Genomic DNA, 22,818 nt, shown 5'->3' with positions numbered 1-22,818 from the left:
ACCTAACCAACATGTCATTCCATTGGTTAGGTGCCTCTTTGTGTCTTAATGGAAACCTGAATGATCTATTTATACAGGCGAACTGTACCGTCGGATTGATGTTATCAAGGTTCTATTTTAGTGAAAGGGGAAGGTCATGAAAAAGTTAATCGTTTTAGCCTTTATCGGGTTTTTAGCCCAATTAATCGATGGTTCGCTTGGCATGGGGTATGGGGTGAGTTCAACTTCCTTATTATTGACATTCGGGATTGCCCCTGCAGTAGCATCAGCATCCGTTCATTTATCGGAAGTAGTGACCACTGCGGTGTCCGGAGCTTCACATATAAAGTTTGGGAACGTAGATAAAAATATGGTCTATCGCTTGATCATCCCAGGTTCGGTTGGAGCATTTGTAGGGGCATGTTTCCTGAGCAACCTGCCTGCCGAATTAGCTAAACCATACATTGCCATATTTTTATTTGGCCTTGGTGTTTACGTTTTATTCCGCTTTTTATTTATTTTCAAACCGTCAAAAGAAAATGAAACCGTTAAGCCATTAACCGCAAAACAATCCATTCCGTTAGGCCTTTTTGCAGGCTTTTGTGATGCAACAGGTGGAGGCGGTTGGGGCCCGATTGCAACGCCTGTTTTATTGTCAAAAAAAGGAATGACTGCTAGGAAAGCCGTAGGGACTGTAGATACGAGTGAATTTGCCGTTGCTTTCTTCGGAAGTCTTGGTTTTATCCTCTCGCTTGGATGGGAAGCTGTCAATTGGCTTTGGGTGGTGGCGTTGATAATTGGTGGAGTGGTTGCCGCACCAATTGCAGCTTGGCTCGTCAGGATGCTTCCTGCTCAATTAATGGGTGTTTTAGTAGGGGGTTTTATTATCTTAATCAATGTACGAACCCTATTAGCTACATGGATTCCGATTGAAGCCCATATATATATCTATACAGCTATCGTGGTAATTTGGCTTTCAGGAATTCTTCTTACCATCAATAAGATGTCCACAGCAAGAAAACATGATCATATCGAACAACGTCAGAATGTTTCCTAAATCCGTTTAGAAAGAAGCGGATTTAATAAAAAGATAGTCTGATACCTAACATGAAAACTCGTAGGTACATAAATACCTACGAGAAAAGTCATTTGATTGATGCGATTCGCCTTAAAGTTAACACAGGTTGCGTTTAATTTTAATGGTTCCTGATTCTATTTAATAGACTCATTTAATTTCTGGATCCATAGCTTTGTTAATTACCTTATCCATTAAGTATACCATTTTTAAAATCGAGAGACGTGTGCCTCCAATAACTATATAGTTTTATTCTCCTGACAAAGGATCAAAACCCCCCTATCTTAAAGAAGGCCATCCTTATCTTCATTCATATTGAGAGTTTTGAAGTAATCTGGATATCAATACCCCGCTTAATCAAAAAATTATGATCGAGTGGATCGCGCACAATAAGGTATAAGCAGTCATCTATAAGGTGGCTGTTTCTTTTGAACTCGGGTATATACCACTTATCCAGTCCTTTCCCGACTGGTTTGCTAAGCTAGGGTATTTTAGATTTATCAGTCATTCCATTATTCGGGAAATGAATGAAGGAAGCTGGGTTAATGGTCATTTCATTCCTGAACTACACTCATTCGAGAAAGAGAAATGAGTGTAGTTTTTTCTTGTTTTAAAGCATTTATCATTCTATGGAAAAAATGAATACTAAATTCAAGCGGAGCAATAGGTCTTCAATCTTCCATTTGTCAGGTTATCGCTATATTATGGAACTATCATCCTTCATTCTAATTAAAGCGTTTTTAAGTTTTTGGACATAAGTTTGGGAAAATGGCGGAAAAGGTAGTTAAATATTTTTTGTTTTTTGCTCAATAATTATATAAGAGATTTGAAAAGGAGTTTTAACATGGAAGGCATCTCTGATCATTTAAAGGAAAATCTGGATATATTGTTCGTCGGTTTCAATCCAAGCATTCGGTCAGGAGAGACTGGCCATCATTATGCGAATCCAAACAATCGTTTTTGGAAAATCCTATACGAGTCCGGGCTGACACCAAGGAAATATCACCCAACTGAAGACTCGTCATTACTGGATTTAGGTTATGGTTTTACCAATATCGTTTCCAGGCCTACAAAAGGTGCTGACGAAATCACAAAAGACGAGTACATAAGGGGAAGGAAGCAATTAAAAAGGAAAATTGAAAAGTATAAACCTAAACTTGTCTGTTTTGTAGGCAAGGGTGTCTATCAGGAATATCGTCAAATTCGAAAGGTCTCTTGGGGTCTTCAGGAAGATCCTTCATCGAATCGGACCATGGAATTCGTTGCCCCTTCTTCCAGCGGTTTAGTGAGAATGCGGATAGAAGAGATCATTGAAATATATAGTGAGTTACCAATTCTGCTCGGTAAGCTGGAATCTAATTGAAGGAACTTATTTAAACAAGGGTGGAATTCATATGAGTCAGGATCATGCTGAATGGAAAAGCGATGGCACTTCCGAAGTCATTGATGGGGAAGGCTTTTGGCAAGGAGTAAAGGATTGTATTCCTACATTATTAGGGTACCTAAGTATCGGTTTTGCTGCAGGGGTCGTCGAAAAAACGTCAGGATTAAGTATGATGGAAGTGGCACTAATGTCGCTTTTACTCTATGCTGGGTCTGGACAATTCATAGCGGCAGGGATGATAGCTGCAAGTCATCCAGTATCGGCCATTATTTTTACGATTTTTTTTGTTAACAGTCGCCATTTATTACTTAGTGCGGCATTGACTCCATATTTCAGACATCAAAGTTTTAAACAAAGCCTGATAACCGGGGCCTTGTTAACTGATGAAACGTTTGGAGTGGCCGTCACAACAGCACAGAAAAAGAAACAACTCGATTTTAAATGGATGCTTGGTCTGAATCTTGCAGCCTATTTAAATTGGTTCATTGCAAATATGGCCGGCGGTTTCTTTGGACAATGGATTCCAAATCCCGAAAAATATGGGATGGACTTCGCTCTGCCAGCGATGTTCATCGGCCTTTTAGTTTTGCAAATAGTAAGTAAAAAGGACTTTTTTATAGATCTTGCAGTCGCTTTTAGCAGCATATTAATCGTTGTTGCAGTAAGTTTCTTATTTCCTGGCAGTACTGGAGTAATAGTTGCAACGATTGTAGCTTCAACGATAGGGATGGTGATTGGCAGATGGAAATAAGCGGATATATCCTTATAGTAATCTTAGGGACTTCGATTGTAACTTTCATACCTAGAGTCGTACCCTTGATGCTGCTTAGTAAAATGCAGATTCCTGAGTGGGGCATCGACTGGTTAAAGCATGTGCCAGTGGCCGTAATGGCGGCGTTATTGGCTCAAGAACTTCTATTATCGGAACAGGTCTTTTCAATTAGGGATAATGCATTGAATTTGGCCGCAGCTTTCCCAGCTTTCCTGGTTGCCATTTTTACGAGGAGTCTATTGGGAACGGTAATGATTGGAGTGCTTTCCTTGATGATATTACGATTTTTCTTTTAATGAATACTAAACTTTTATGTGATAGGCCGATATAACCAGTAATGGATTGCCATTACTGGTTTTTTATTTCACAAGAATAACCAGCAACTTATTGAATTCGTTCATTTCCGTTAGGCAAATAACGCTTTTTAATGAACATTGAAAGCTTGATTATCAAAACCGGCAGTGATTACATAAACTAGGGTGAATGAACTTCTGAAATGTCGTTTTGGTTAACTGGAATGAAAGCGCTTCTAATAGAAAATGTATGAACCAAGGTTTAGAAAATGGGAGTCTGTCAACAATGGGAATAAGCAAATAACTATGGAGGTGTTCATTGATGAATGTAAATGGTGCCCTAGAGGTTCTTGATCGCATGCGGCTTCCAAATGGCGCATATACTGCAAGCGTTTCCGATGATTATAATTATGTCTGGATAAGGGATGTCGTTTATACAGTATTGCCTTTTATAAATGATCCATCCAATCGTTACGAGAAAGCATATCATGCTTTATTCGACTTACTTCAATCCTATGAGTGGAAGATAGATATTCATACAGAACAGAAACCACAGTTTCTTTTTGAACATATCCATGCAAGGTATTCCACTGAGCTTAAGGAACTTCCCGATGAGTGGGGGCATGCCCAAAATGATGCAATCGGTTCCTTCTTATGGGGTGTCGGTGAAGGATTCAGGCATGGGAAAAAGGTTATAAGAAATCAACGTGATTTACAAATCGTTCAAAAGTTGGTCAATTACTTGGAATGCCTGCAATATTGGCAGTCGGAAGATAACGGGATGTGGGAAGAAAATATCGAAATTCACGCTTCAAGCATCGGTGCATGTATTGCTGGTTTGAATTCAGTCAAGATGCTGGTCAACGTTAAGGAGGAACTGATTAAAAAGGGAGAAGAAACCCTCCGTTTCCTGCTTCCAAGGGAAAGTTATACAAAAGAGACGGATTTAGCCCTTTTATCCTTAATTTATCCTTATCGACTGGTAGATCGTGAAATAGCCCTTAAAATATTGAAAAATGTCACAGAGCGCCTTGAACGAACAAAAGGCTGTATACGATATGAAAGGGACCTTTATTATAATGACGGTCAAGAAGCGGAATGGTGTTTCGGGCTTCCGTGGTTGGGCCTATGCTATCTTGAACTTGGCATGATGAACAAAGTAATGGAATATATAAATAAAACGAAAATGATCATTCCGGAAAATTGGGAAGTACCTGAGCTATATATAGGAGGCAGTGATATTCCAAATAGGAATACTCCACTGGCATGGTCCGTCTCTTTATCCTATTTATTCTTAACGAAAACTGACATGGTTCGAACTGAACAAGCAACATGAAGCATTCATACAAGAAACCATAAAGCTCTTTCCATAAAATGGAGGGGGTTTTTAGTGGTATAATAATATTTTTACATTAAATGGTTATTTTTTTCAAAATAATGTTTTAATTTGCAAAAAAACGGGCATTTATTACAATAACTTCACCTCCATTTGAAGGATTAATGTCATTTTCACCGAATATATATAATAACTGGGGAAGGATAGGTAAAATACTATCGAGTTAATACTGATGGAGGGGTTTTATTGAGTACAATTATGGACCAGCTACAAGAGAATTATCCAAGCGATTTCGATTTATATTTGTTTCATGAAGGCACCCTTTATGAAAGTTATAAAATGCTTGGGGCACACATTGTAACATCATTAGGTAATGAAGGAGTACGTTTCGCCGTTTGGGCCCCCCATGCCAAGCAAGTTTCAGTAGTCGGTAATTTTAATAATTGGGACGGTAATGATCATGTGATGAAGCGGATCGAGCGTTCAGGTATCTGGGTGTTGTTCGTACCAGGACTACAAGAAGGGGAAATATATAAATACGAAATACATACACCTGGAAATAAACGTATCCTAAAAGCCGATCCATATGCCTTCTATTCGGAAGTCAGACCAAAAACAGCCTCGGTCATTAAAAGGCTTGATAATTTTGAATGGCAAGATTCGAAGTGGATAGCCGATAGGAAAAAGGAAAATATTTATCATAAACCCATGTCCATTTATGAAGTGCACCCCGGAACATGGAAACAGACAGAAAATGGCAAATTTTATTCTTACCGTGAATTGGCTGATAGATTAGTTGATTATGTGATTGATAATAGTTTTACACATATTGAAATCATGGCCATAATGGAACACCCATATGATAAATCATGGGGATACCAGGTCACGGGATATTATTCAGTAACTAGTCGTTACGGATCATCGGAAGATTTTAAGTATTTAATTAACCTTTGTCACCAAAAGGGCATTGGGGTAATCCTTGACTGGGTTCCCGCCCATTTTTGTAAAGACGCTCATGGGCTTTCCCGTTTTGACGGTACGCCTCTCTATGAACCAATTGATCATGCTAGGGCAGAGCGACCGTTATGGGGTACGTACAATTTTGATTTTACCAAACCGGAAGTAATCAGTTTCCTCATATCAAATGTAATGTTTTGGATGGATGTTTACCATATTGATGGAGTCCGTGTCGATGCGGTATCGTCAATGGTTTATTTAAATCATGATAATCCCTTGCCGGTCAAGCTAAAAAACCAGTTTGGCGGCGAGGAGAATCTAGAAGCCATACAATTTTTGCAAAAACTTAATGAAGTGGTTTTCAAGAAATATCCCAATGCATTAATGATGGCTGAAGAAGCAACAGACCGGCCACTTATAACTTCTCCTACCGATATAGGCGGCCTGGGTTTTAACTACAAATGGAATATGGGATGGACGAATGATATCCTTCGTTATATGAAACTTGAAACGGGAGAAAGGCCAAATCACCATAGCCTCTTAACATTTTCATTTTTCTATGCTTTTTCAGAAAATTTCGTCTTGCCCTTTTCACATGATGAAGTAGTTCATGGCAAGAAGTCTTTATTGAACAAGATGCCAGGTGACTATTGGCAGAAATTCGCAAATTTGCGTTTACTCCTTGGATATTTCATGGCGCATCCTGGTAAGAAGCTTCTATTTATGGGCAGTGAATTTGGCCAATTCATAGAATGGAAAGATGAAGAACAATTGGATTGGCTGCTTTTGGAATATGAATCTCACGAAAAGCTGGCATATTACTTCCGTACCCTTCAGGAATTTTACAGGGAAACTTCCTCTCTATGGAGACTAGATCATGTCCAGGAGGGATTTGAATGGATAGATCCAAACAATAGTACCCAGAGTATCATTACCTTTATGAGAAAAGGGAAACGTAAAGGCGATTATTGCATTGTTGTATGTAATTTTTCTGCGCAGACCCATGCTCATTATCAAATAGGTGTACCATCCCATGGGAAATATATAGAGGTCTTCAACAGTGATTCGACAGCTTTTGGAGGATCTGGCCAGATCAATGAAGAACCCATTAATGTCAAAAAAGAACCATACCATAATCAACCATTCAGCATGGAAATAACTGTACCTCCATTAGGCATTTCAATTTATATGAAGCAAACAAAAAAAAGACGGGGGAGAGTGAACGAATAATGGGAGCGAAAAAATGGATAGCAATGTTATTAGCAGGAGGCCAGGGTTCAAGGTTAGGTGAATTGACAATCGGTTTGGCAAAACCAGCTGTTCCCTTTGGCGGTAAATATAGAATCATCGATTTTCCATTAAGTAACTGCACTCATTCTGGTATTGATACGGTTGGGGTACTGACCCAATACCAGCCATTGATTCTAAATGATTATGTTGGTAATGGCAAAGCTTGGGATCTCGATCTGGATGTTGGCGGAGTATCCGTTCTTCCCCCTTATCAAGGGAAAGAAGGCGGTGAGTGGTATAAAGGGACGGCAAACGCTGTTTATCAAAATATCCAATACATTGATAACTATGATCCGGAACATGTACTGATTCTCTCAGGTGACCATATCTATAAGATGGATTACAGTAAGATGCTGGATTATCATGTCAAAAAAAATGCAGAGGCAACCATCGCCGTCATTCAAGTGCCATGGCAGGAAGCAAGCCGTTTTGGAATCATGAATACCAATGATGATGAAAAAGTCACCCAATTCGACGAAAAACCAAAGTATCCAAAGAGTAATCTTGCTTCCATGGGCGTTTACCTTTTCAACTGGAAGACCCTAAGACGGTATTTAATAAACGATGAAAAAGATGCAAATTCTTCTAATGATTTCGGTAGCAACATCATTCCAAAGATGCTTGAAGACCGAAAAAAGCTATATGCCTATCGTTTTAATGATTATTGGAAAGATGTTGGAACGGTGGAAAGCCTTTGGCAGGCCCATATGGATTTATTGGAGGAAACGCCAAATTTCCAGTTGGATGATCAACAATGGAAAATCTTTGCCCGCAATGCGAATCACCCTCCGCAATATATATCGTCAGATGCCGAGGTCAGTCAGTCGCTTATCAATGAAGGGTGCTTGATACATGGGAACATTGAACATTCTGTTTTATCCTATAATGTTCAGGTGGGCTATGGGTCAACCATAAAAGATTCAGTCATCATGCCTAATGTCACTATTGGTGAAAACGTTCATATAGAAAGAAGCATCATAGCCAGCAATTGCGTAATAGAAGATGGTGCCGTAGTTGGCAATTCAGCGGTTACATCCGATATTACATTAATTGGCGAAAATCAGACCATTATCAATCCAAACAAAAAAAAGATCACTCTGAACTAGGAAAAAGGGGAAGATGCTATGGAAAACGTGTTGGGTATTATTAACTTAATCAATGAAAAACAACATTTAAAAGATCTGACTGCTCACCGTAATGTAGCATCGGTGCCATTTGGTGGACGCTACCGTTTGATTGACTTTACGATGTCTAACTTCATAAATGCGGATGTATCGAAAGTGGCCGTTTTTCCAAAGGAAAAATATCTCTCGGTTATGGATCATCTTGGATCAGGTAAAGAATGGAACTTGGATCGGCGTTCAGGGGGATTATACATCTTGCCCCCTATCCATCCAGATGAAACGGTAACAGGCGATATGAAGCAATTCTACGATCACCTCAGCTTTTTCGAACGTGCAGAGGCAGATACTGTCATCATTTCTCCTGGAAGCCATGTATGCAAATTGGATTTTAATGAAGTGCTTGATTATCATAAAAAACATAAAGCGGATATCACGGTCGTATATAAGGATTATGAAGGGGAATTGATTGAAAAACCAATCTATCACACCTGCTCAGTAGATTCGGATGAAGACATCACTGACATTAGCTTCTACACAATCCCTAGACCTGGTGACCATGTTTGTCTAGAAACCTTCATCATAAGTAAAACCCTATTGGTGAACTTGATCAAAAGCTGTGTTGCCAGTGGAGAATATGACTTTTTGAAAGATGCTGTGAAAGCCAATCTTCATCGTTTTACCGTCAAAGGCTACAATTTTACTGGAGATATGCCGTTCATCCATTCCATTGAAAGTTTCCATTCCAGTAATATGAATTTCCTGAACCCTTCGGTCATCCGTTCTTTCTTCGGAGATACTTGGGATGTTTATACAAAAATCAAGCATGAGGCACCGACCAAATATTCACGTTCTTCAAAGGTTACCAATTCATTGATAGCCAACGGTTGTGTTATTGAAGGGACTGTCGAAAACAGTATTCTCTTCCGTGGGGTAAAGGTTAAAAAGGGCGCGATTATAAAAAATAGCATCATCATGCAAAAAGGCGTGATCGAAGAAGGCGCTATCGTAGAAAATATCATTACCGATAAAGAAGTGAAAATTACTAGTGAAAAATCCGTAATTGGTTTAAAACAGCCGACTGTAATAAAAAAAGCTGAAGTAATTTAATAGAGGAGGTGCGGCAATGAACGTTGTATTTGCTGCTTCAGAATGCGCCCCCTTTATAAAAACGGGAGGGCTCGGAGACGTTATAGGCGCGCTCCCGAAAGCGCTAAAAAAACAGGGTGTCCATGTAAGTGTCATCCTTCCTAAATACGGGGATCTGCCAAACCGCTTCAAACAGGAACTGAAACATATGACGAGTATCGAAGTTCCTGTCGGTTGGCGCCAGCAATTTTGTGGTATCGAAAAACTTGTTGCTGATGGAATTACATATTATTTCCTGGATAATGAATATTATTTCAAAAGGCATGGGAGTTATGGTTTTTTTGATGATGGCGAAAGATTCGCCTTCTTTTCCCGTGCAGTATTAGAGGCTTTACCCTATTTAGAAGAAAAGCCGGATGTCATACACTGTCACGATTGGCAAACTGGCCTTGTCAGTGTTTTGCTGAAAGCTCATTATCATAACCATCCTTTCTATCAGGATATTAAAACGATATTTACCATACATAATTTACGCTATCAAGGAGTTTATCCTAAAGCTGTTTTAGCAGAATTACTGGATTTGAGTGAGTTATATTTTAATATCGATGGTCTTGAATTCCATGGGAATGTCAGTTATTTGAAAGCTGGATTAGCTTTCTCTAACATAGTCACAACTGTCAGCCCAAGTTATGCGGAAGAAATTCAAAGTCCCTATTTTGGGGAAAATCTGGATGGGTTTTTAAGGAAAAGGAATGGTGACCTTAAAGGGATTGTCAATGGTGTCGATTATGAGGAATATAATCCTGCGGAAGATGAACATCTTCCTGTTCCATTCGATTCCTATGAGGGTAAGATGGAGAATAAACGTCAGTTACAGGAATCGCTGAATCTTCCGATTAATGATGGAATCCCTGTTATATCAATGGTGACCAGACTTGTTGATCAAAAAGGAATCGATCTTATTCTCCATGTATTTCATGAAATGATGAATCAAGGGATTCAATTCATCCTTTTAGGTACGGGTGATGAGCATTATGAATCTTCATTTCGCCATTTAGCTGACCAGTATCCAAATCAGGTTTCAGTAAATACATCTTTTGATGAGGGTTTAGCTAGGCGCATTTATGCAGGTTCTGATTTATTTCTGATGCCTTCCCAATTCGAACCATGTGGTATTGGCCAACTATTAGCCCTTCGTTATGGTACTCTGCCGTTAGTGAGGGAGACAGGCGGACTTCGTGATACGGTCATTCCGTATAATCAATTTACTGGTGAGGGGAATGGCTTCAGTTTTACGAATTATAATGCTCACGATATGCTTCATACAATTGAACAATCTGTTGGGCTGTACAAATTCCAGCCGAAAAGATGGAGGAATCTGGTCGAAAACGCAATGAAGTTAGACTTCAGTTGGACATCATCTTCCTTAAAGTATATGGAGCTATATGAATCTCTGATTCCTGTCTCCTGTCAAGAAGTGATAATTGGATAGGAATTACACAAAACACTTGCGAAAAGAGTCTTCGTAAGTGTTTTGTTTCTTTTACCATCAAATATGGGTATATGTCTAGATATATATAAAATATTGCTGTGTAGGAGAATGAAAAGATGAGAAGAAGAAGAATGGAAATTGTATTTTTATTTATTTTAATGGCTGCAGTTTATATGATCCTGTTCACTCATGTCAGCTTCAACGTGAAGCTATTTTTTATTGGATTATATATTTTTGTCATGTTTGTTACCATGTTTTCACTAATGCTGGAAAATAGATTTGCTCACGAGACCCTTTTATGGATGTACGTGCTTTTGTTTTTCCCTGTATTTGGTTATGTGTTTTATCTATTTTCAGGACAGCTCTATTTAAAGGGGTATTTATTTAGAAGTAAAAGAAAAAAAGACCGGGAAGAATGGAAGAGTCTTGTCACTCATGTATCATCGCCAGATTTAACGTTCTTGAATAATCATCAGCAAGCATTCGCAGCTTTTGCCAAAAATGCTTCTGAGACCACTATAAGTACATCTTCACAAACGGAAGTATTGAAAAATGGGAACGAAACGTTTACAGAAATCATCAAACAGTTAAAAAAGGCTGAAAAATTCATCCATATTGAATATTATATTTTTCGTTCAGACAGGCTGGGGACCGAAATAATAGATATCCTAATTGAAAAAGCAAAAGATGGTGTGGAAGTTTTATTCATTTTTGATGCCGCCGGTAGTTTAAGCCTTTCAAATAATGAAGTAAAGCGGATGAAAAATGCAGGGATAAAAGCATATCCATTTTCGCCTCTGAAACATGGTTTTTTCAATCAAAAGTTTAATTTTAGGAATCATCGAAAAATCATCATCATTGATGGGGAAATTGGCTTTGTAGGCGGTTTAAACGTAGGGGAGGAATATTTAGGACGAAATAAGAACATTGGATTTTGGAGAGATACACACATGGTCCTAAAAGGTGAAGCAGTATATATGCTTCATACTGTTTTCCTTTTGGATTGGGAATATGTAAGTGGGGAAGATGTATTGCAGAAACGTCCGGTATTCAAAAATAATGTTAAACAAGGGGATGGAGCTGTCCAGGTAGTTGCGAGCGGACCGGATACACAACAGGGAATCATGAGTGATTTTTACTATTCGCTTATCACTAGCGCCACTGAATCAATTTGGATAGCGAGTCCATACTTCGTACCTAATCAAGCGATTAAAGCAGCAATTAAACATGCCGCCATTAAGGGGATACAAGTTAGGGTTATGGTACCCGCAGTAAATGATGGGTTTTTAACTCAATATGGCAGCCGCTCCTACTTCGGGGAGCTGCTACAATTCGGTGTAGAGGTATACACGTATAAAAAGGGTTTTTTACATCAGAAAATTATAATCGTAGATGGTGATATGGCTTCCATAGGGACGGCAAACATGGATATGAGGAGTTTTCATCTGAATTTCGAAGTGAATGTCTTTCTTATGGGCAGCTGTTCCATTGATGATCTTGTCACTCATTATAAAGAGGATATGATCGATAGTGACAAACTAGATCTAATTAGTTATAACAATCGTGGCTTACTGGAACGTTCAAAAGAATCATTTGCCAGATTGTTTTCGAATATACTCTAATGGGAAAAAAAGCAGATAAATAGTATAGTGGAAATGTAATGAAATTAATTGGCCATAAGGAGAATTTAAGCGAATATGAAATTGGTTTCCTGGAATGTGAATGGAATTAGAGCTTGTGTTAAAAAATGATTTTTAGATTACTTTAAAGATGTGGATGCAGATATTTTTTGCCTTCAAGAAACTAAGCTTCAAGAAGGGCAAATTTCACTTGAATTGGAAGGGTACCATCAATATTGGAATTATGCATTGAAAAAAGGATACTCAGGTACAGCCATATTCACGAAGGAAAAACCGCTTTCAGTGAAATATGGTGTTGGGGAGATGGACGAGGAGCCCGAAGGCAGAATCATAACATTGGAATTCGAGAATTTCTATATGGTGAATGTATATACACCCAATGCCAAAAGGGATTTATCAAGGCTTGATTACCGTCTCGAGTGGGAAGATGGGATGATTGATTATCTTAAAGAACTTGATTTGGTGAAGCCGGTTATTTTCTGTGGGGACCTCAATGTTGCACATCAGGAAATCGACTTAAAAAACCCGAAACCTAATATTGGGAATTCAGGATTCACTAATGAAGAACGTGGAAAGATGACTGAATTACTCGGTGCAGGGTTTATCGATACATTTCGCCATTTTTATCCTAAACAGGAAGGTGCCTACACTTGGTGGTCATATATGGCAAAAGTAAGAGAGCGGAATATCGGTTGGAGAATTGATTATTTTATTGTTTCAAAACGGCTGGCGGATTCTTTAATTGAGGCTAACATTCACTGCGATGTAATGGGAAGTGATCATTGCCCGGTTGTCTTGGAAACTACCCTCTAAATCGAATAAATCCGGGTAAATGGGGATACTAATGGTTATCCATATTCAACAGGAGGTAGACTATGAACACATTTATCGTGGGCTTTCATCAAGAAGATAATGTAGACAGCATGCAAGTGCAAAAATTGACGGCGGCTGAGTTTGAAAAAACAACATCACGCGGTTTTCGCAGATTATTTGAACTGGATACAAATATCGGTTATTTCGTTTTTTTTGATGCAGAAGATGATGAGGGTGATTTATCTCATCTTGTTTTACAATATGAAGAAGATAACCAGGATCCAAGTGATTGTTACTCCTTTACTAAAAATGATTTTTATGAGTTCATGGCACTTTATTTACAAGGCATGGATGAAGTGGAAGTGGAAGAAGAAGATGATGACAAAGAAGAGTATGGGCCAATCCATCATCTTGCCCATTTGATGTTTCATATTGTTGAAGAAGGAAAATCCGTAAAGCCTTAACGGTCGCGTGAAGAGATGAAAGGTACTTGTGAGCTTTGTGACAGGGGTGAGATTCAACTGACCATCCATCATTTAACTCCTAGAGAGTTAGGAGGCAGCCTTTTACCAATTGCCTATCTCTGTAAATCATGTCATAAACAGATTCATGCATTGTATTCAAACCGAGAGCTGGCGATCCGGCTATATAACGTGGTTTTGCTGAAAGATGATGAAGCATTAAAAAAATATGTAAAGTGGATTAAAAAACAACCGGTTACTAGGGCAGTTAAGATTAAAAAATCAAAAACCAAATAATGCAAAAGCCCATCTTTAATAGATGGGCTTTGTTTGTCGACAAAAGGTTAAATGAGAGTTTTATTAAAAGCGAGGGATCAGTACTTGGGTGCCCTACTTCTGAATACATTTCTCCAGGTGGTTCAGGGACACAAGTTCGACTAACGCGATAATTTCAATTTGGTCTCGTTGAATATTTACGTTTCGAAAGCATAGTGGTCAACTCGAGGGAATTATAACCATGATTTTAAAACAAGATTTGGTTATATTTTTTTACTGTTTTAATATAGGATGAAAACCTCACTGGATTAAAGAAATTCGCGAGACTCCTGCCGAATATGTGGCTAGCCGAGACACCAAAGATGCTTGGGAGACAGCCGGCGGAAAGGGAGTGGAATTCTAAAAACAACAGTAACGATTATAAAGAAAAAACTGTAGATAATACTCGCTTTTCTTCGAGATTGTCTACAGTCTGAGTCCATCTTTATAGATGGGCTTTTGCATATATTCAGCTTGCTTTATTTTTCAACCGGTCCAGTAAAAATCCACCTTTAAAATAACGTGGTTCATATGAAATGATGAAAGCCTTAGGCTCAAACTTTTCAACGGTTGCTATCAATTCTTGTTCCCGGTTGCGTTTTGTCAATATTTCCATTCGATAACGGTTGCTATCCCTGCCTTCGCCCGTATAAAGAGTGACACCAAATCCATTATTCCTCAATGTATCAACTAAGGATTCATTTTTGGTTTGGGTATTAACGGTTACATTTATAAAACCGATGGCGAGTTTTTGCTCAATTTTCGTACCAAAAATTATTCCGATTCCAAAACCGACTGCATATACAACCATGGCGAGTATGCTTTGGTCACCGCCAAATACAAGGGATAAACCAAAAACGTATACTAACATTTCTGCGATACCCAGAATCGAGGCAAGTATGGTAATATTTTTTACTAAGAAAATGGTTCGCAGCGTGTAAATCGGAACATAAATAAGTTGTAATAGTAGAATCAGAAGTATTTCTTTCAAATGAGCACCTCACCAATATCTTCAAGTTAATTTAGATGTTTCACCTCTGGGATTGTTCATACCATATGTAACATCTTCCATAATCTAACCACAAAATAATAGAAGAATTCAATGGGAAATATTATGTATTTTTTGTGGCATTTACATTGAGGACGAATTATGTTTTTATAAGATTTTAAATATTCTTTTTTTAATTAATTTGGTATCATTATCCTTATTAATTCAATATGGGGGAATGATCATGATTAATTATGATGGACGGATATTCAGAGCTAAAGTCAATTCTGAAAATGGAGAAGTATCAGGAAGTACATCCTTCCACTATTCACAAGAAGGTTCAATTCTTTCAGCAAGTTATCAGGGCGGAGAGATTGTTAAGGGTACTTTAATTGGGCTTGTCAATATGGATGGATCTCTGGAATTCAGGTATAATCATGTCAATGAAAAAGGTGAAATTAGAGGAGGTAGCTGTCTTTCCACCCCTGAAATGCTGCCTGATGGAAGGATACGCTTGCATGAAAAGTGGAAATGGTCAGATCTCGAGCAGAGTGAAGGACACTCCATCATAGAAGAAGTGATAAAATAACAATCTACATAGAGGGGTTTGAGGACAATTACTACTATATGTTTAGTGCGGCATGGTCAAACAGATTGGAATGCAATAGGAAAACTTCAGGGGCAGACTGATATCCCTTTAAATGAACTAGGAAAGTTACAGGCACGGCAATGTGGTGAATTTTTGTCAAAAGAGGATTGGGATGTAATTATTTCAAGCCCTCTAAAAAGGGCAAGGGAAACGGCTGATATCATTTCCCGTAATATTGAAATCCCGGTTATTGAAAAAATGGAATTCATTGAAAAGAATTTTGGTGTCGCTGAAGGAATGACAGCGGCTGAAAGGGAAGCTGCATTCAAGGATAAAGTATATCCGGGTCAGGAAAATCAGGATTCTTTACAATACAGGCTGATGAATGGGCTCCAGGAAATTCAAAAGGAGTATCCCGAGAAGAAAGTTATACTTGTTGCACATGGCGCTGTCATTCATTTCATTTTACGGTTGATGTCAAACGAGTCTATCGTTTCCAACGAAATGCGCTTGTTCAATGCATGTTTGAGTACGATTAGATTTGATGTCGATTCCTGGATAATAGATGATTTCAATCAAGTTAATCATTTAACTTAGTTTATTTAGGTTAAAAAATGGGTCTGGATGATATTCAGTAACTAATGAAGGAAAGAAGGAAATCATGACTACTAAGACGGCATTGATTTTAGGGGCTACAGGTGTGGTTGGTACCCAGTTGGTTAAAGAGATAAGCAAGAGCAAAATTTATAAGGAAATCTACTTACTGACAAGAAGGGAAATGAAATTCACGGAACCCAAGTGCACAGGACACGTTGTGGATTTTGAAAATTTATCCAAGTATGCCGATTTGTTCAACGTCACCGATGTTTTCATTTGTTTAGGTACAACGATCAAGAATGCTAAATCGAAGGAAGCTTTTCGTAAAGTCGATTATAATTATGTAATAGAGGCAGCTAAAATGGCGAAAGCGTCCGATGTTGAAAAATTACTCGTCATAACAGCCATGGGAGCCGATTCCAAATCAAAGTTTTTCTACAGTCGTGTTAAGGGCGATGTGGAAGGAACACTACAACACCTAGAATTGAATTCTGTCCATATATTTCGTCCATCCTTACTTATTGGTGAACGAAAGGAATTTAGGGCAGGTGAAAAGATTTCTGGTATGCTAAGTTCCTTTGCTAAATTTCTCTTTGTGGGCCCATTACGTCCATATCGTGCCATAGAAGCAAACAAAGTAGCTGCCGCAATGTATGCTGCGGCCCAAACGACGGCACGAGGATATCATTTTTATAATTCAGATGAAATAGAGAAACTTGCAACAAAGAGGTAATTATTAATTAGTGAAACGAGCCTCCAAAAGGCTCGTTTTTTTAATATAAAAACAAATTTTTTTTTGAGAATTCATGCCCGTTTAAGAAGAAAGGGGATCTGTTTTAATGAAACTATTGATGCTGGAAAAGCAATTGAAGCTAATGTTAAAGGTTGGCAGGTAAAGTCTTACGAAGGGGTACAATTTCCGTTGTACCGGCCCAGTAGGAATTTTGGATATACTTGATCTAATCTTCCGATTGAAACTTGATTCTAACAAGGATTTCCACTACAATTCGTAGTGGGAGGGTGAAAAATGAATATTAAAAATTTTAAATATGATGAAGTTGGACTGAATCGTTTCTTTGGCCCTTTGGAAGCTAATATCATGGAATATTTATGGAATGAAAATGAACAGAGTATTAAAGCGGTTCAACAGTTCTTGGAGCTTGATAAACCTATCAACTTTAATACGGTAATGACGGTCATGAATCGACTGGTTGAAAAAGGCATTCTTGAAAAGCGGTCTGAAGGAAGGCTTTCATTATTTCGCCCCGTTCAGTCTAAAGCGGAGTTTTTAGAAGAGCAGTCAAAGAAACTTACTGAGAATTTGCTGGATGAATTTGGAGGGGCTGTAATTAGCCATATGCTAGATGCCATGAAAGATGCTGACCAAGGTTTAATTGAAAAATTGGAACAAAAAATTCAATCATTAAAAAAGGATAAATTATAATGTGGAGGAAAAAGTCTTATTTTGTGATAAGCCTGAGTCTACTAATTGCCTGTTTAGTATGGAGCCAAATGGGAGCTTTTTTGGCACACATCTTTTTTGGAGTAAATATTAAAGCCAACTTTTTTAAATTTTGCTTTAGTCTATTCAAGGAAGGTTCAGTATACTACTTTGTGGTCATCACACTGCTCAATATTGTAATAGCCTATAGTATATTGAGCACCCTATTCAAAATTGCAGAGCAATATCTCTTATCCAGAAGGTTTAAACAAAAGCTTTTTATCTACAAAAATGTTGAAAAGACAAGGTCTATAAATGAAACATTCAAACGGGTCAACAAAGATGTCTTAGTTGTGAATGCTGATCAACCTCTTGCGTTTACACTTGGTTTCAGGCGACCATTCATTGTTATCAGTACTGGTTTAATTCGATTATTGGACTTTGATGAGCTAGAAGCGGTAGTAGAGCATGAGGCCTTTCACCAAAAAAAATACGATCCGCTGGTAATCTTCATTTTACAGTTGATTTCACATGCGTTATGGTTTATCCCACTGACAAAATGGTGTTATAAAAATTACAAAATAATAAGTGAATTATTAGCCGATGAATATGCGATTAATAAAATGGGGACTGAATTAGGCATAAGTGCTGCTTTGTTGAAGTTAATTAAACATTGTTGCTCTGATAAATCCACTCCTGTCCTTGTCCACTTCTCGAATGAATCGGTTAATTATAGACTTCAGCAATTAGTCGATCCCCATAAAACAATTCCTTTGAGGGCTGATACTACCACGATTTTTGTTTCTATATATGTTTTGATTATACTATTGGGAATGACTATAGTGATTGTCTGATGACTTTCACTTGATTTTTTTACACCATTACACTACACTTTGTAGTGTGAAATAAAATAAAAGGAGATGTGTCATGAATAAACAGGAAATCGGTACCTTTTTATTAAGAGTAATATTGGGAGTTACATTTTTGTTGCATGGTCTGTCAAAATTCCAAGGTGGATTGGAAAACACTTCAGGATGGTTTCAAAGTATAGGCATTCCCGGGTTTATGGCCTATGTAGTTGGTACAATTGAATTGGTTGGAGGAATTGCTTTAATTTTAGGTCTTGGAACAAGAATAATTTCTGCCCTCCTTATAATCATTATGGCTGGTGCAATTGTTTATGTGAAATTTCCATCAGGTTTTATGGGGAATGGAGAAGGTACAGGTTTCGAATTAGACCTCATTCTTATGATAATTGCACTTCACCTAGTATTAAATGGAAGTCGATTCCTATCTATAGACTCTAAGTTACCAAATCTTAAAAGAGGACAAGATTCAGAAACGATAGCAAGTTAATAGGGATAAACATTATCACAGCTTCAAGTTTGTAGCTCACCGAATAGAACGAATAGACTAAAGTCAAAAAGGACCTAATCGATTAGGTCCTTTTTTTTGATGGAGCGATATTCTGTTGAAATGCACCAGAACCTTTGATTTTCTACTATTGTACGCAAATAATCGCTTAAGAAAATCGAGTCAGGGTTTAATGGTTTGGAATTTCAAAATTGGGCTATTGTGTTTTTCCCTTTGTAAAAGGTTCTACATTCTCTTATTTGTCCAATACCTACCTTGTCCTATTCTGTGGTCCTTCTGGTGACACTGCTTTTTAGCAGAACAAAACAGGACATTGGTCGGAAGGGGAATATATCGTCCATAATATTATAGAATAGTACGTTGTGCTACAGAAGCCTTATAGTACAAGGTTTATAGTACTAGGAGAAATACGGCAATATTAAATTAACCTTGACAGGGAAGGTGTCGTGGGTTTGAATCCCACACAGGTCATCAACTGCCAAAGGCTCAAATCCTTGATATAACAAGGGTTCGGGCCTTTTTTCTGTATGTTTATACATTGGACAAAGACTGCACGTGACGGTTAATTTATCTTACAGTACAGAGGGCTCCATAGTATGCTGTTAGAACCCGTTATGTCCAGAAGCAATCATCAAACCGATCGGCTTTAGTTTCCCTTCATATGGGGTTCTTTTTTGTAATGAGTAAAAATAAAATTGGTGAATTTTCAAAAGAGGATAAAACACTTTACTGAAAAGAAATAATAAATAACTTATCGATAAATCCTTATGTGAAATCTGTTAGTTCAAAGTCAATTACATATACTAATGAGTTTAAAAGAATATTTATCGCTGAATAAGGAAAGCTACTACGTCTTATTTTTGAAGAGTATGGATTTGATATTGAAATCATTGGTACTGACAGGATTAAAAAACAGCCTCTAGATGGCGTACTGCTTGTAAAAAATATTACTTTTAATGTCAATGTATCTATTTGATTTCATTTATTTCTTTTTGTCATTGGTTAAGTTGCATAAAAAAAAAATTAACGATTTTTAAAAAGATTTCACTTATGTAATATTTTCTTACCAAAAAATAAGGGGTTGCTCTCATATTTCTTTTTGTTATGTTTCCTTATTTCACTTATCTATGTTCTAAAAAATAATGGCTTTAAAATGATGATGAATGCTGTTGCGAAGATGGTACTTGCTGAATAGATTAATAAATAGATATGATTGTGTAATTACCCTTTTTCTTCCTATAACTCAGCATATTATTAAGGAGGATTTATAATGAAAAAAGTTGAATTCAATAAAGAATATTTGGAGTTAATCGGAAATTTACCTGATTCTCTTGAGGAGTATCAGTTTTACCTTGGACTGAAAGAACGGAAGATTTATTATAATTATGATGTGGATGCAACCATTGTCAATAAAATTGTTTATTGGATTCAAGAATGGAATCGAGAAGATGAAGAGTTAAATATTCCAATAGATAAAAGAAAGGCAATACAAATTTATGTAACATCTAATGGTGGAGATGTAGTGGCTGGTTTTTCTGCCATTGATGCAATTAAATCAAGTAAAACGAAAGTTGAAACCATTGGTGTAGGATCTTGTGTTTCTATGGGTGCGTTACTGTTGATTAGCGGACATTATAGAAAAGCATATCCCAATACAATAATTCTTATTCATGATGGAAGTATGTCTGTTCAATCAACTTCTAAGAAGGCTAAAAATACAATGAATTTCTATGATCGTTTAGATAATCGTATTAAGAAGTTTGTTGTGGAAAATACCAACATTTCAGAAGAATTGTATGCTGAAAAGGAAGATGAAGAATGGTACATGTTTGCAAATGACGAAGGTTTGAGTTTAGGAATTGTACATGAAATAATTTAAAGTTATAGTTAATAGGGAAGTGAAATTGGTTATAATTCTTGCTTGTTACTAAAGACATCATTCAATTATTTTTAGAAGAAAAACGTGAACTTTTTTCAGTTATATAGTTAAATTGGTGCTAACAAACACAAGATAAATTACCTCTAAAACTTTTATCCATTCTATAGCTATTTTCCATCTTTTTTAGAACGTGAGAATTTAAACAAGATGGGTAACTTATATAATAGTGGGATACAAATTTAGTCTGAGAGCCATTGGTCAACCAGGGGCAAATTAGTATGATTCTAAGCTACAAAAGATTAAAGACTAGACAAACTTTCAAAAAAAGTGGGAATGAAAAGAACTGATAGTCCGGAATATATGACTGACTACTCAGTTTTTAAGTAAACTATGAACGCTAAAATTAAGTAAACGTCAAGTAGCCCCAAAATATACTACATAAATGGTGTATTTCGGGACTACTTTTTGTTCGCTTCATTTTTTATTGGTACTCTGCGTATGGAAGGCAAAGTGCAGGAGAGAAAATCTACCATGTACTGGGCAGGGAATTTTACGATGAATCGGCTGCGGAGGAAAAAAGAATTGATTGGTCTATGCAATCCTTCAGGTTCCTTTTTTAGTTAAGTACGGCTAAAAGAGGAATACTGAAGGATTTTTCTATTAGTCCAGCAAAGAGATTCAAGAAATTCCATCTTAAACGTAATTGGGTGTCATGATCATTAGGCTTGATAAGGACCGTGATTTCTCCTGCTTCCATAGCTTTTATGAATAACAAACAAAAAATAGATTTTTTTAATGCAACAGTAAATGGTAGATAAGGTGGGCTACTCTCTTGATTATTTTCGCTCGTGATGCCTCTTACTGATAATTATATTAGTAGGGATAACTGCAACAGAGTTAACCGGTATAAAGCATATTAAACTATATATGTAGATTTAATATAAATCTTATTGAAAACTAGAAGGAGTATATGCAGTGACCAACTTATTTCATAACTACTCTATTTTTGAAAATGATGAAAGGCAAAACAATTTTTGTAATGGAAAATTTACTGAACAAGTTGGATAGACTGTTCATTTTAATGCAAAAGTATTTGTTTTTGTTTAATCGAAGAAAATCCCAAGGTGAATGGTTCAGTGTTTTGTAACAATGTGTTCATGAACAAAACAAACACTTTAAGCTAGTGGGATAATCATTTAATATTTTATTTAAACCAGTCTGTCACCTGAAAAATTGTTAGTATTCAAGTGATTTTCGTTGACGAACACATGTTCTCTATTATAAAATACAGTCATGGGTAATAATGGTATAGTGGTTATTGCCCACAAGTTCAAAAGGAGGCTTGGAAGTTACTCAAGCTTTCTAACAAAAATTAGAACAAAAGGAGCTATATAATTATGACCATGCGACTGTCTCCCTATTTAATGATGAACGGAAATGCAAAGGAAGCGATTCAATTTTACGAACAAGCACTTGATGCGAAAGTCCTTTTTAATCAAACTTTTGGAGAAATGCCTGAAAACCCGGAATTTCCTCTACCAGAAGAAGCAAGGGATCTTGTGGCACACGCAATGTTAAAGGTTGGAGAAACAGACCTCATGTTTTCAGATACGTTTCCAGGTCAGACCAGTCAAACTGGGGACCAAGTTACGATTTGTATTTCTATTGATGATATCGAAAAATCAAAACAGATCTTTGAAACCTTGTCGCAAGATGGAGAAGTGAAAATGCCGCTGCAGGAAGCTTTTTTTAGCCCTGCTTATGGGGTTGTATTGGACAAATTCGGTGTAACCTTCCAAATTTATACAGAGGGTAAGCAATAATTTTTTCTAGTTAAAAATAGCCCCATGGAAAAAGTCAAAAGCTGCTGTTTTGGTGAATCAAGTTTCAACTTAAGGCGCAAAAAAATCCCGATTTCTCATTTATATCACTG

Annotated in this window: 21 protein-coding genes and 1 pseudogene; 21 read left to right on the top strand and 1 reads right to left on the bottom strand. The window is 37.2% G+C overall.

The window, feature by feature from the left end; genetic code table 11:
• Window positions 1-136 precede the first annotated feature (136 nt).
• From ABIE66_RS14350 to ABIE66_RS14290, 13 genes and pseudogenes are all read left to right on the top strand, one after another.
• Window positions 137-1,036: a sulfite exporter TauE/SafE family protein gene (locus tag ABIE66_RS14350; RefSeq protein ID WP_370015195.1), complete on the top strand. Its 900-nt coding sequence runs from the start codon at window positions 137-139 to the stop codon at window positions 1,034-1,036.
• 862 nt (window positions 1,037-1,898) lie between these two features.
• A complete protein-coding gene (locus tag ABIE66_RS14345; protein WP_289325198.1) occupies window positions 1,899-2,417 on the top strand; it encodes a mismatch-specific DNA-glycosylase in 519 nt (172 codons plus the stop codon).
• A gap of 25 nt (window positions 2,418-2,442) precedes the next feature.
• Window positions 2,443-3,189, top strand: coding sequence for an AzlC family ABC transporter permease (locus tag ABIE66_RS14340; RefSeq protein WP_370017046.1), 747 nt, complete (start codon window positions 2,443-2,445; stop codon window positions 3,187-3,189).
• Window positions 3,180-3,506 carry an AzlD domain-containing protein gene (locus ABIE66_RS14335; protein WP_289325197.1) on the top strand — a complete coding sequence of 109 codons (327 nt, stop codon included), beginning with the start codon at window positions 3,180-3,182 and terminating at the stop codon, window positions 3,504-3,506. The genes ABIE66_RS14340 and ABIE66_RS14335 overlap by 10 nt, the downstream gene beginning before the upstream one ends.
• 319 nt (window positions 3,507-3,825) lie before the next feature.
• Entirely contained in the window at window positions 3,826-4,839 is a 1,014-nt protein-coding gene (locus ABIE66_RS14330; protein ID WP_289325196.1) for a glycoside hydrolase family 15 protein, read from the top strand.
• Window positions 4,840-5,097: 258 nt separating this feature from the next.
• On the top strand, window positions 5,098-7,026 hold the full coding sequence (gene glgB, locus ABIE66_RS14325) for a 1,4-alpha-glucan branching protein GlgB (RefSeq protein ID WP_370017045.1): 1,929 nt from the start codon (window positions 5,098-5,100) through the stop codon (window positions 7,024-7,026).
• Complete coding sequence (locus ABIE66_RS14320; protein ID WP_370015193.1) at window positions 7,026-8,192, top strand: glucose-1-phosphate adenylyltransferase; 1,167 nt, start codon at window positions 7,026-7,028, stop codon at window positions 8,190-8,192. The genes glgB and ABIE66_RS14320 overlap by 1 nt, the downstream gene beginning before the upstream one ends.
• Before the next feature lie 18 nt (window positions 8,193-8,210).
• A complete protein-coding gene (gene glgD / locus ABIE66_RS14315; protein WP_289325194.1) occupies window positions 8,211-9,317 on the top strand; it encodes a glucose-1-phosphate adenylyltransferase subunit GlgD in 1,107 nt (368 codons plus the stop codon).
• 16 nt (window positions 9,318-9,333) lie between these two features.
• The gene (glgA, locus tag ABIE66_RS14310; protein ID WP_289325193.1) at window positions 9,334-10,788 is read left to right on the top strand and encodes a glycogen synthase GlgA; all 1,455 of its coding nucleotides are present in this window, start codon (window positions 9,334-9,336) and stop codon (window positions 10,786-10,788) included.
• Window positions 10,789-10,904: 116 nt separating this feature from the next.
• On the top strand, window positions 10,905-12,410 hold the full coding sequence (cls, locus tag ABIE66_RS14305) for a cardiolipin synthase (protein ID WP_289325192.1): 1,506 nt from the start codon (window positions 10,905-10,907) through the stop codon (window positions 12,408-12,410).
• 75 nt (window positions 12,411-12,485) lie between these two features.
• Window positions 12,486-13,241 (top strand): annotated as a pseudogene (locus ABIE66_RS14300) (exodeoxyribonuclease III).
• 62 nt (window positions 13,242-13,303) lie between these two features.
• Complete coding sequence (locus tag ABIE66_RS14295; RefSeq protein WP_289325190.1) at window positions 13,304-13,705, top strand: cytosolic protein; 402 nt, start codon at window positions 13,304-13,306, stop codon at window positions 13,703-13,705.
• A 15-nt stretch (window positions 13,706-13,720) separates the two neighbouring features.
• Window positions 13,721-13,999, top strand: a complete 279-nt coding sequence (locus ABIE66_RS14290; protein ID WP_289325189.1) for an HNH endonuclease — start codon at window positions 13,721-13,723, stop codon at window positions 13,997-13,999.
• A gap of 487 nt (window positions 14,000-14,486) precedes the next feature.
• On the opposite strand, the gene ABIE66_RS14285 is transcribed toward ABIE66_RS14290, so the two are convergent.
• A complete protein-coding gene (locus ABIE66_RS14285; RefSeq protein WP_289325188.1) occupies window positions 14,487-15,008 on the bottom strand; it encodes a DUF2179 domain-containing protein in 522 nt (173 codons plus the stop codon).
• A 241-nt stretch (window positions 15,009-15,249) separates the two neighbouring features.
• Here ABIE66_RS14285 and ABIE66_RS14280 point away from each other — a divergent pair, with 241 nt between their 5' ends.
• From ABIE66_RS14280 to ABIE66_RS14245, 8 genes are all read left to right on the top strand, one after another.
• Window positions 15,250-15,594 carry an avidin-fold protein gene (locus ABIE66_RS14280; RefSeq protein ID WP_370015192.1) on the top strand — a complete coding sequence of 115 codons (345 nt, stop codon included), beginning with the start codon at window positions 15,250-15,252 and terminating at the stop codon, window positions 15,592-15,594.
• A 27-nt stretch (window positions 15,595-15,621) separates the two neighbouring features.
• Window positions 15,622-16,191, top strand: coding sequence for a histidine phosphatase family protein (locus ABIE66_RS14275; RefSeq protein ID WP_370017044.1), 570 nt, complete (start codon window positions 15,622-15,624; stop codon window positions 16,189-16,191).
• A 64-nt stretch (window positions 16,192-16,255) separates the two neighbouring features.
• Window positions 16,256-16,924 (top strand): NAD(P)H-binding protein, encoded by a 669-nt coding sequence (locus ABIE66_RS14270; RefSeq protein ID WP_370015190.1) that lies wholly within the window; start codon window positions 16,256-16,258, stop codon window positions 16,922-16,924.
• A gap of 294 nt (window positions 16,925-17,218) precedes the next feature.
• Window positions 17,219-17,635 carry a BlaI/MecI/CopY family transcriptional regulator gene (locus ABIE66_RS14265; RefSeq protein WP_289325185.1) on the top strand — a complete coding sequence of 139 codons (417 nt, stop codon included), beginning with the start codon at window positions 17,219-17,221 and terminating at the stop codon, window positions 17,633-17,635.
• The gene (locus tag ABIE66_RS14260) at window positions 17,635-18,486 is read left to right on the top strand and encodes a M56 family metallopeptidase (RefSeq protein ID WP_370015189.1); all 852 of its coding nucleotides are present in this window, start codon (window positions 17,635-17,637) and stop codon (window positions 18,484-18,486) included. Before ABIE66_RS14265 ends, ABIE66_RS14260 begins: the two co-directional genes overlap by 1 nt.
• A gap of 73 nt (window positions 18,487-18,559) precedes the next feature.
• Entirely contained in the window at window positions 18,560-18,988 is a 429-nt protein-coding gene (locus tag ABIE66_RS14255; protein WP_289316300.1) for a DoxX family protein, read from the top strand.
• 1,288 nt (window positions 18,989-20,276) lie between these two features.
• The gene (locus tag ABIE66_RS14250) at window positions 20,277-20,885 is read left to right on the top strand and encodes a ClpP family protease (protein ID WP_370015188.1); all 609 of its coding nucleotides are present in this window, start codon (window positions 20,277-20,279) and stop codon (window positions 20,883-20,885) included.
• Between the two features lie 1,397 nt (window positions 20,886-22,282).
• Window positions 22,283-22,708 (top strand): VOC family protein, encoded by a 426-nt coding sequence (locus ABIE66_RS14245; RefSeq protein ID WP_370015187.1) that lies wholly within the window; start codon window positions 22,283-22,285, stop codon window positions 22,706-22,708.
• Window positions 22,709-22,818 lie beyond the last annotated feature (110 nt).

The sequence above is a fragment of the Peribacillus sp. B2I2 genome (assembly GCF_041261685.1).
GTDB lineage: Bacteria > Bacillota > Bacilli > Bacillales > DSM-1321 > Peribacillus.
The sequence above is the reverse complement of the archived record's forward strand: the minus strand, read 5'-3'. Positions and strand labels throughout refer to the sequence as shown.

What these genes read in the sequence shown, in the direction of transcription:
- ABIE66_RS14350 (WP_370015195.1), top strand. Translation starts at nt 137, where the DNA reads ATGAAAAAGTTAATCGTTTTAGCCTTTATCGGGTTTTTAGCCCAATTA.
- ABIE66_RS14345 (WP_289325198.1), top strand. Translation starts at nt 1,899, where the DNA reads ATGGAAGGCATCTCTGATCATTTAAAGGAAAATCTGGATATATTGTTC.
- ABIE66_RS14335 (WP_289325197.1), top strand. Translation starts at nt 3,180, where the DNA reads ATGGAAATAAGCGGATATATCCTTATAGTAATCTTAGGGACTTCGATT.
- ABIE66_RS14330 (WP_289325196.1), top strand. Translation starts at nt 3,826, where the DNA reads ATGAATGTAAATGGTGCCCTAGAGGTTCTTGATCGCATGCGGCTTCCA.
- glgB (WP_370017045.1), top strand. Translation starts at nt 5,098, where the DNA reads ATGGACCAGCTACAAGAGAATTATCCAAGCGATTTCGATTTATATTTG.
- ABIE66_RS14320 (WP_370015193.1), top strand. Translation starts at nt 7,026, where the DNA reads ATGGGAGCGAAAAAATGGATAGCAATGTTATTAGCAGGAGGCCAGGGT.
- glgD (WP_289325194.1), top strand. Translation starts at nt 8,211, where the DNA reads ATGGAAAACGTGTTGGGTATTATTAACTTAATCAATGAAAAACAACAT.
- glgA (WP_289325193.1), top strand. Translation starts at nt 9,334, where the DNA reads ATGAACGTTGTATTTGCTGCTTCAGAATGCGCCCCCTTTATAAAAACG.
- cls (WP_289325192.1), top strand. Translation starts at nt 10,905, where the DNA reads ATGAGAAGAAGAAGAATGGAAATTGTATTTTTATTTATTTTAATGGCT.
- ABIE66_RS14295 (WP_289325190.1), top strand. Translation starts at nt 13,304, where the DNA reads ATGAACACATTTATCGTGGGCTTTCATCAAGAAGATAATGTAGACAGC.
- ABIE66_RS14290 (WP_289325189.1), top strand. Translation starts at nt 13,721, where the DNA reads ATGAAAGGTACTTGTGAGCTTTGTGACAGGGGTGAGATTCAACTGACC.
- ABIE66_RS14280 (WP_370015192.1), top strand. Translation starts at nt 15,250, where the DNA reads ATGATTAATTATGATGGACGGATATTCAGAGCTAAAGTCAATTCTGAA.
- ABIE66_RS14270 (WP_370015190.1), top strand. Translation starts at nt 16,256, where the DNA reads ATGACTACTAAGACGGCATTGATTTTAGGGGCTACAGGTGTGGTTGGT.
- ABIE66_RS14265 (WP_289325185.1), top strand. Translation starts at nt 17,219, where the DNA reads ATGAATATTAAAAATTTTAAATATGATGAAGTTGGACTGAATCGTTTC.
- ABIE66_RS14260 (WP_370015189.1), top strand. Translation starts at nt 17,635, where the DNA reads ATGTGGAGGAAAAAGTCTTATTTTGTGATAAGCCTGAGTCTACTAATT.
- ABIE66_RS14255 (WP_289316300.1), top strand. Translation starts at nt 18,560, where the DNA reads ATGAATAAACAGGAAATCGGTACCTTTTTATTAAGAGTAATATTGGGA.
- ABIE66_RS14250 (WP_370015188.1), top strand. Translation starts at nt 20,277, where the DNA reads ATGAAAAAAGTTGAATTCAATAAAGAATATTTGGAGTTAATCGGAAAT.
- ABIE66_RS14245 (WP_370015187.1), top strand. Translation starts at nt 22,283, where the DNA reads ATGACCATGCGACTGTCTCCCTATTTAATGATGAACGGAAATGCAAAG.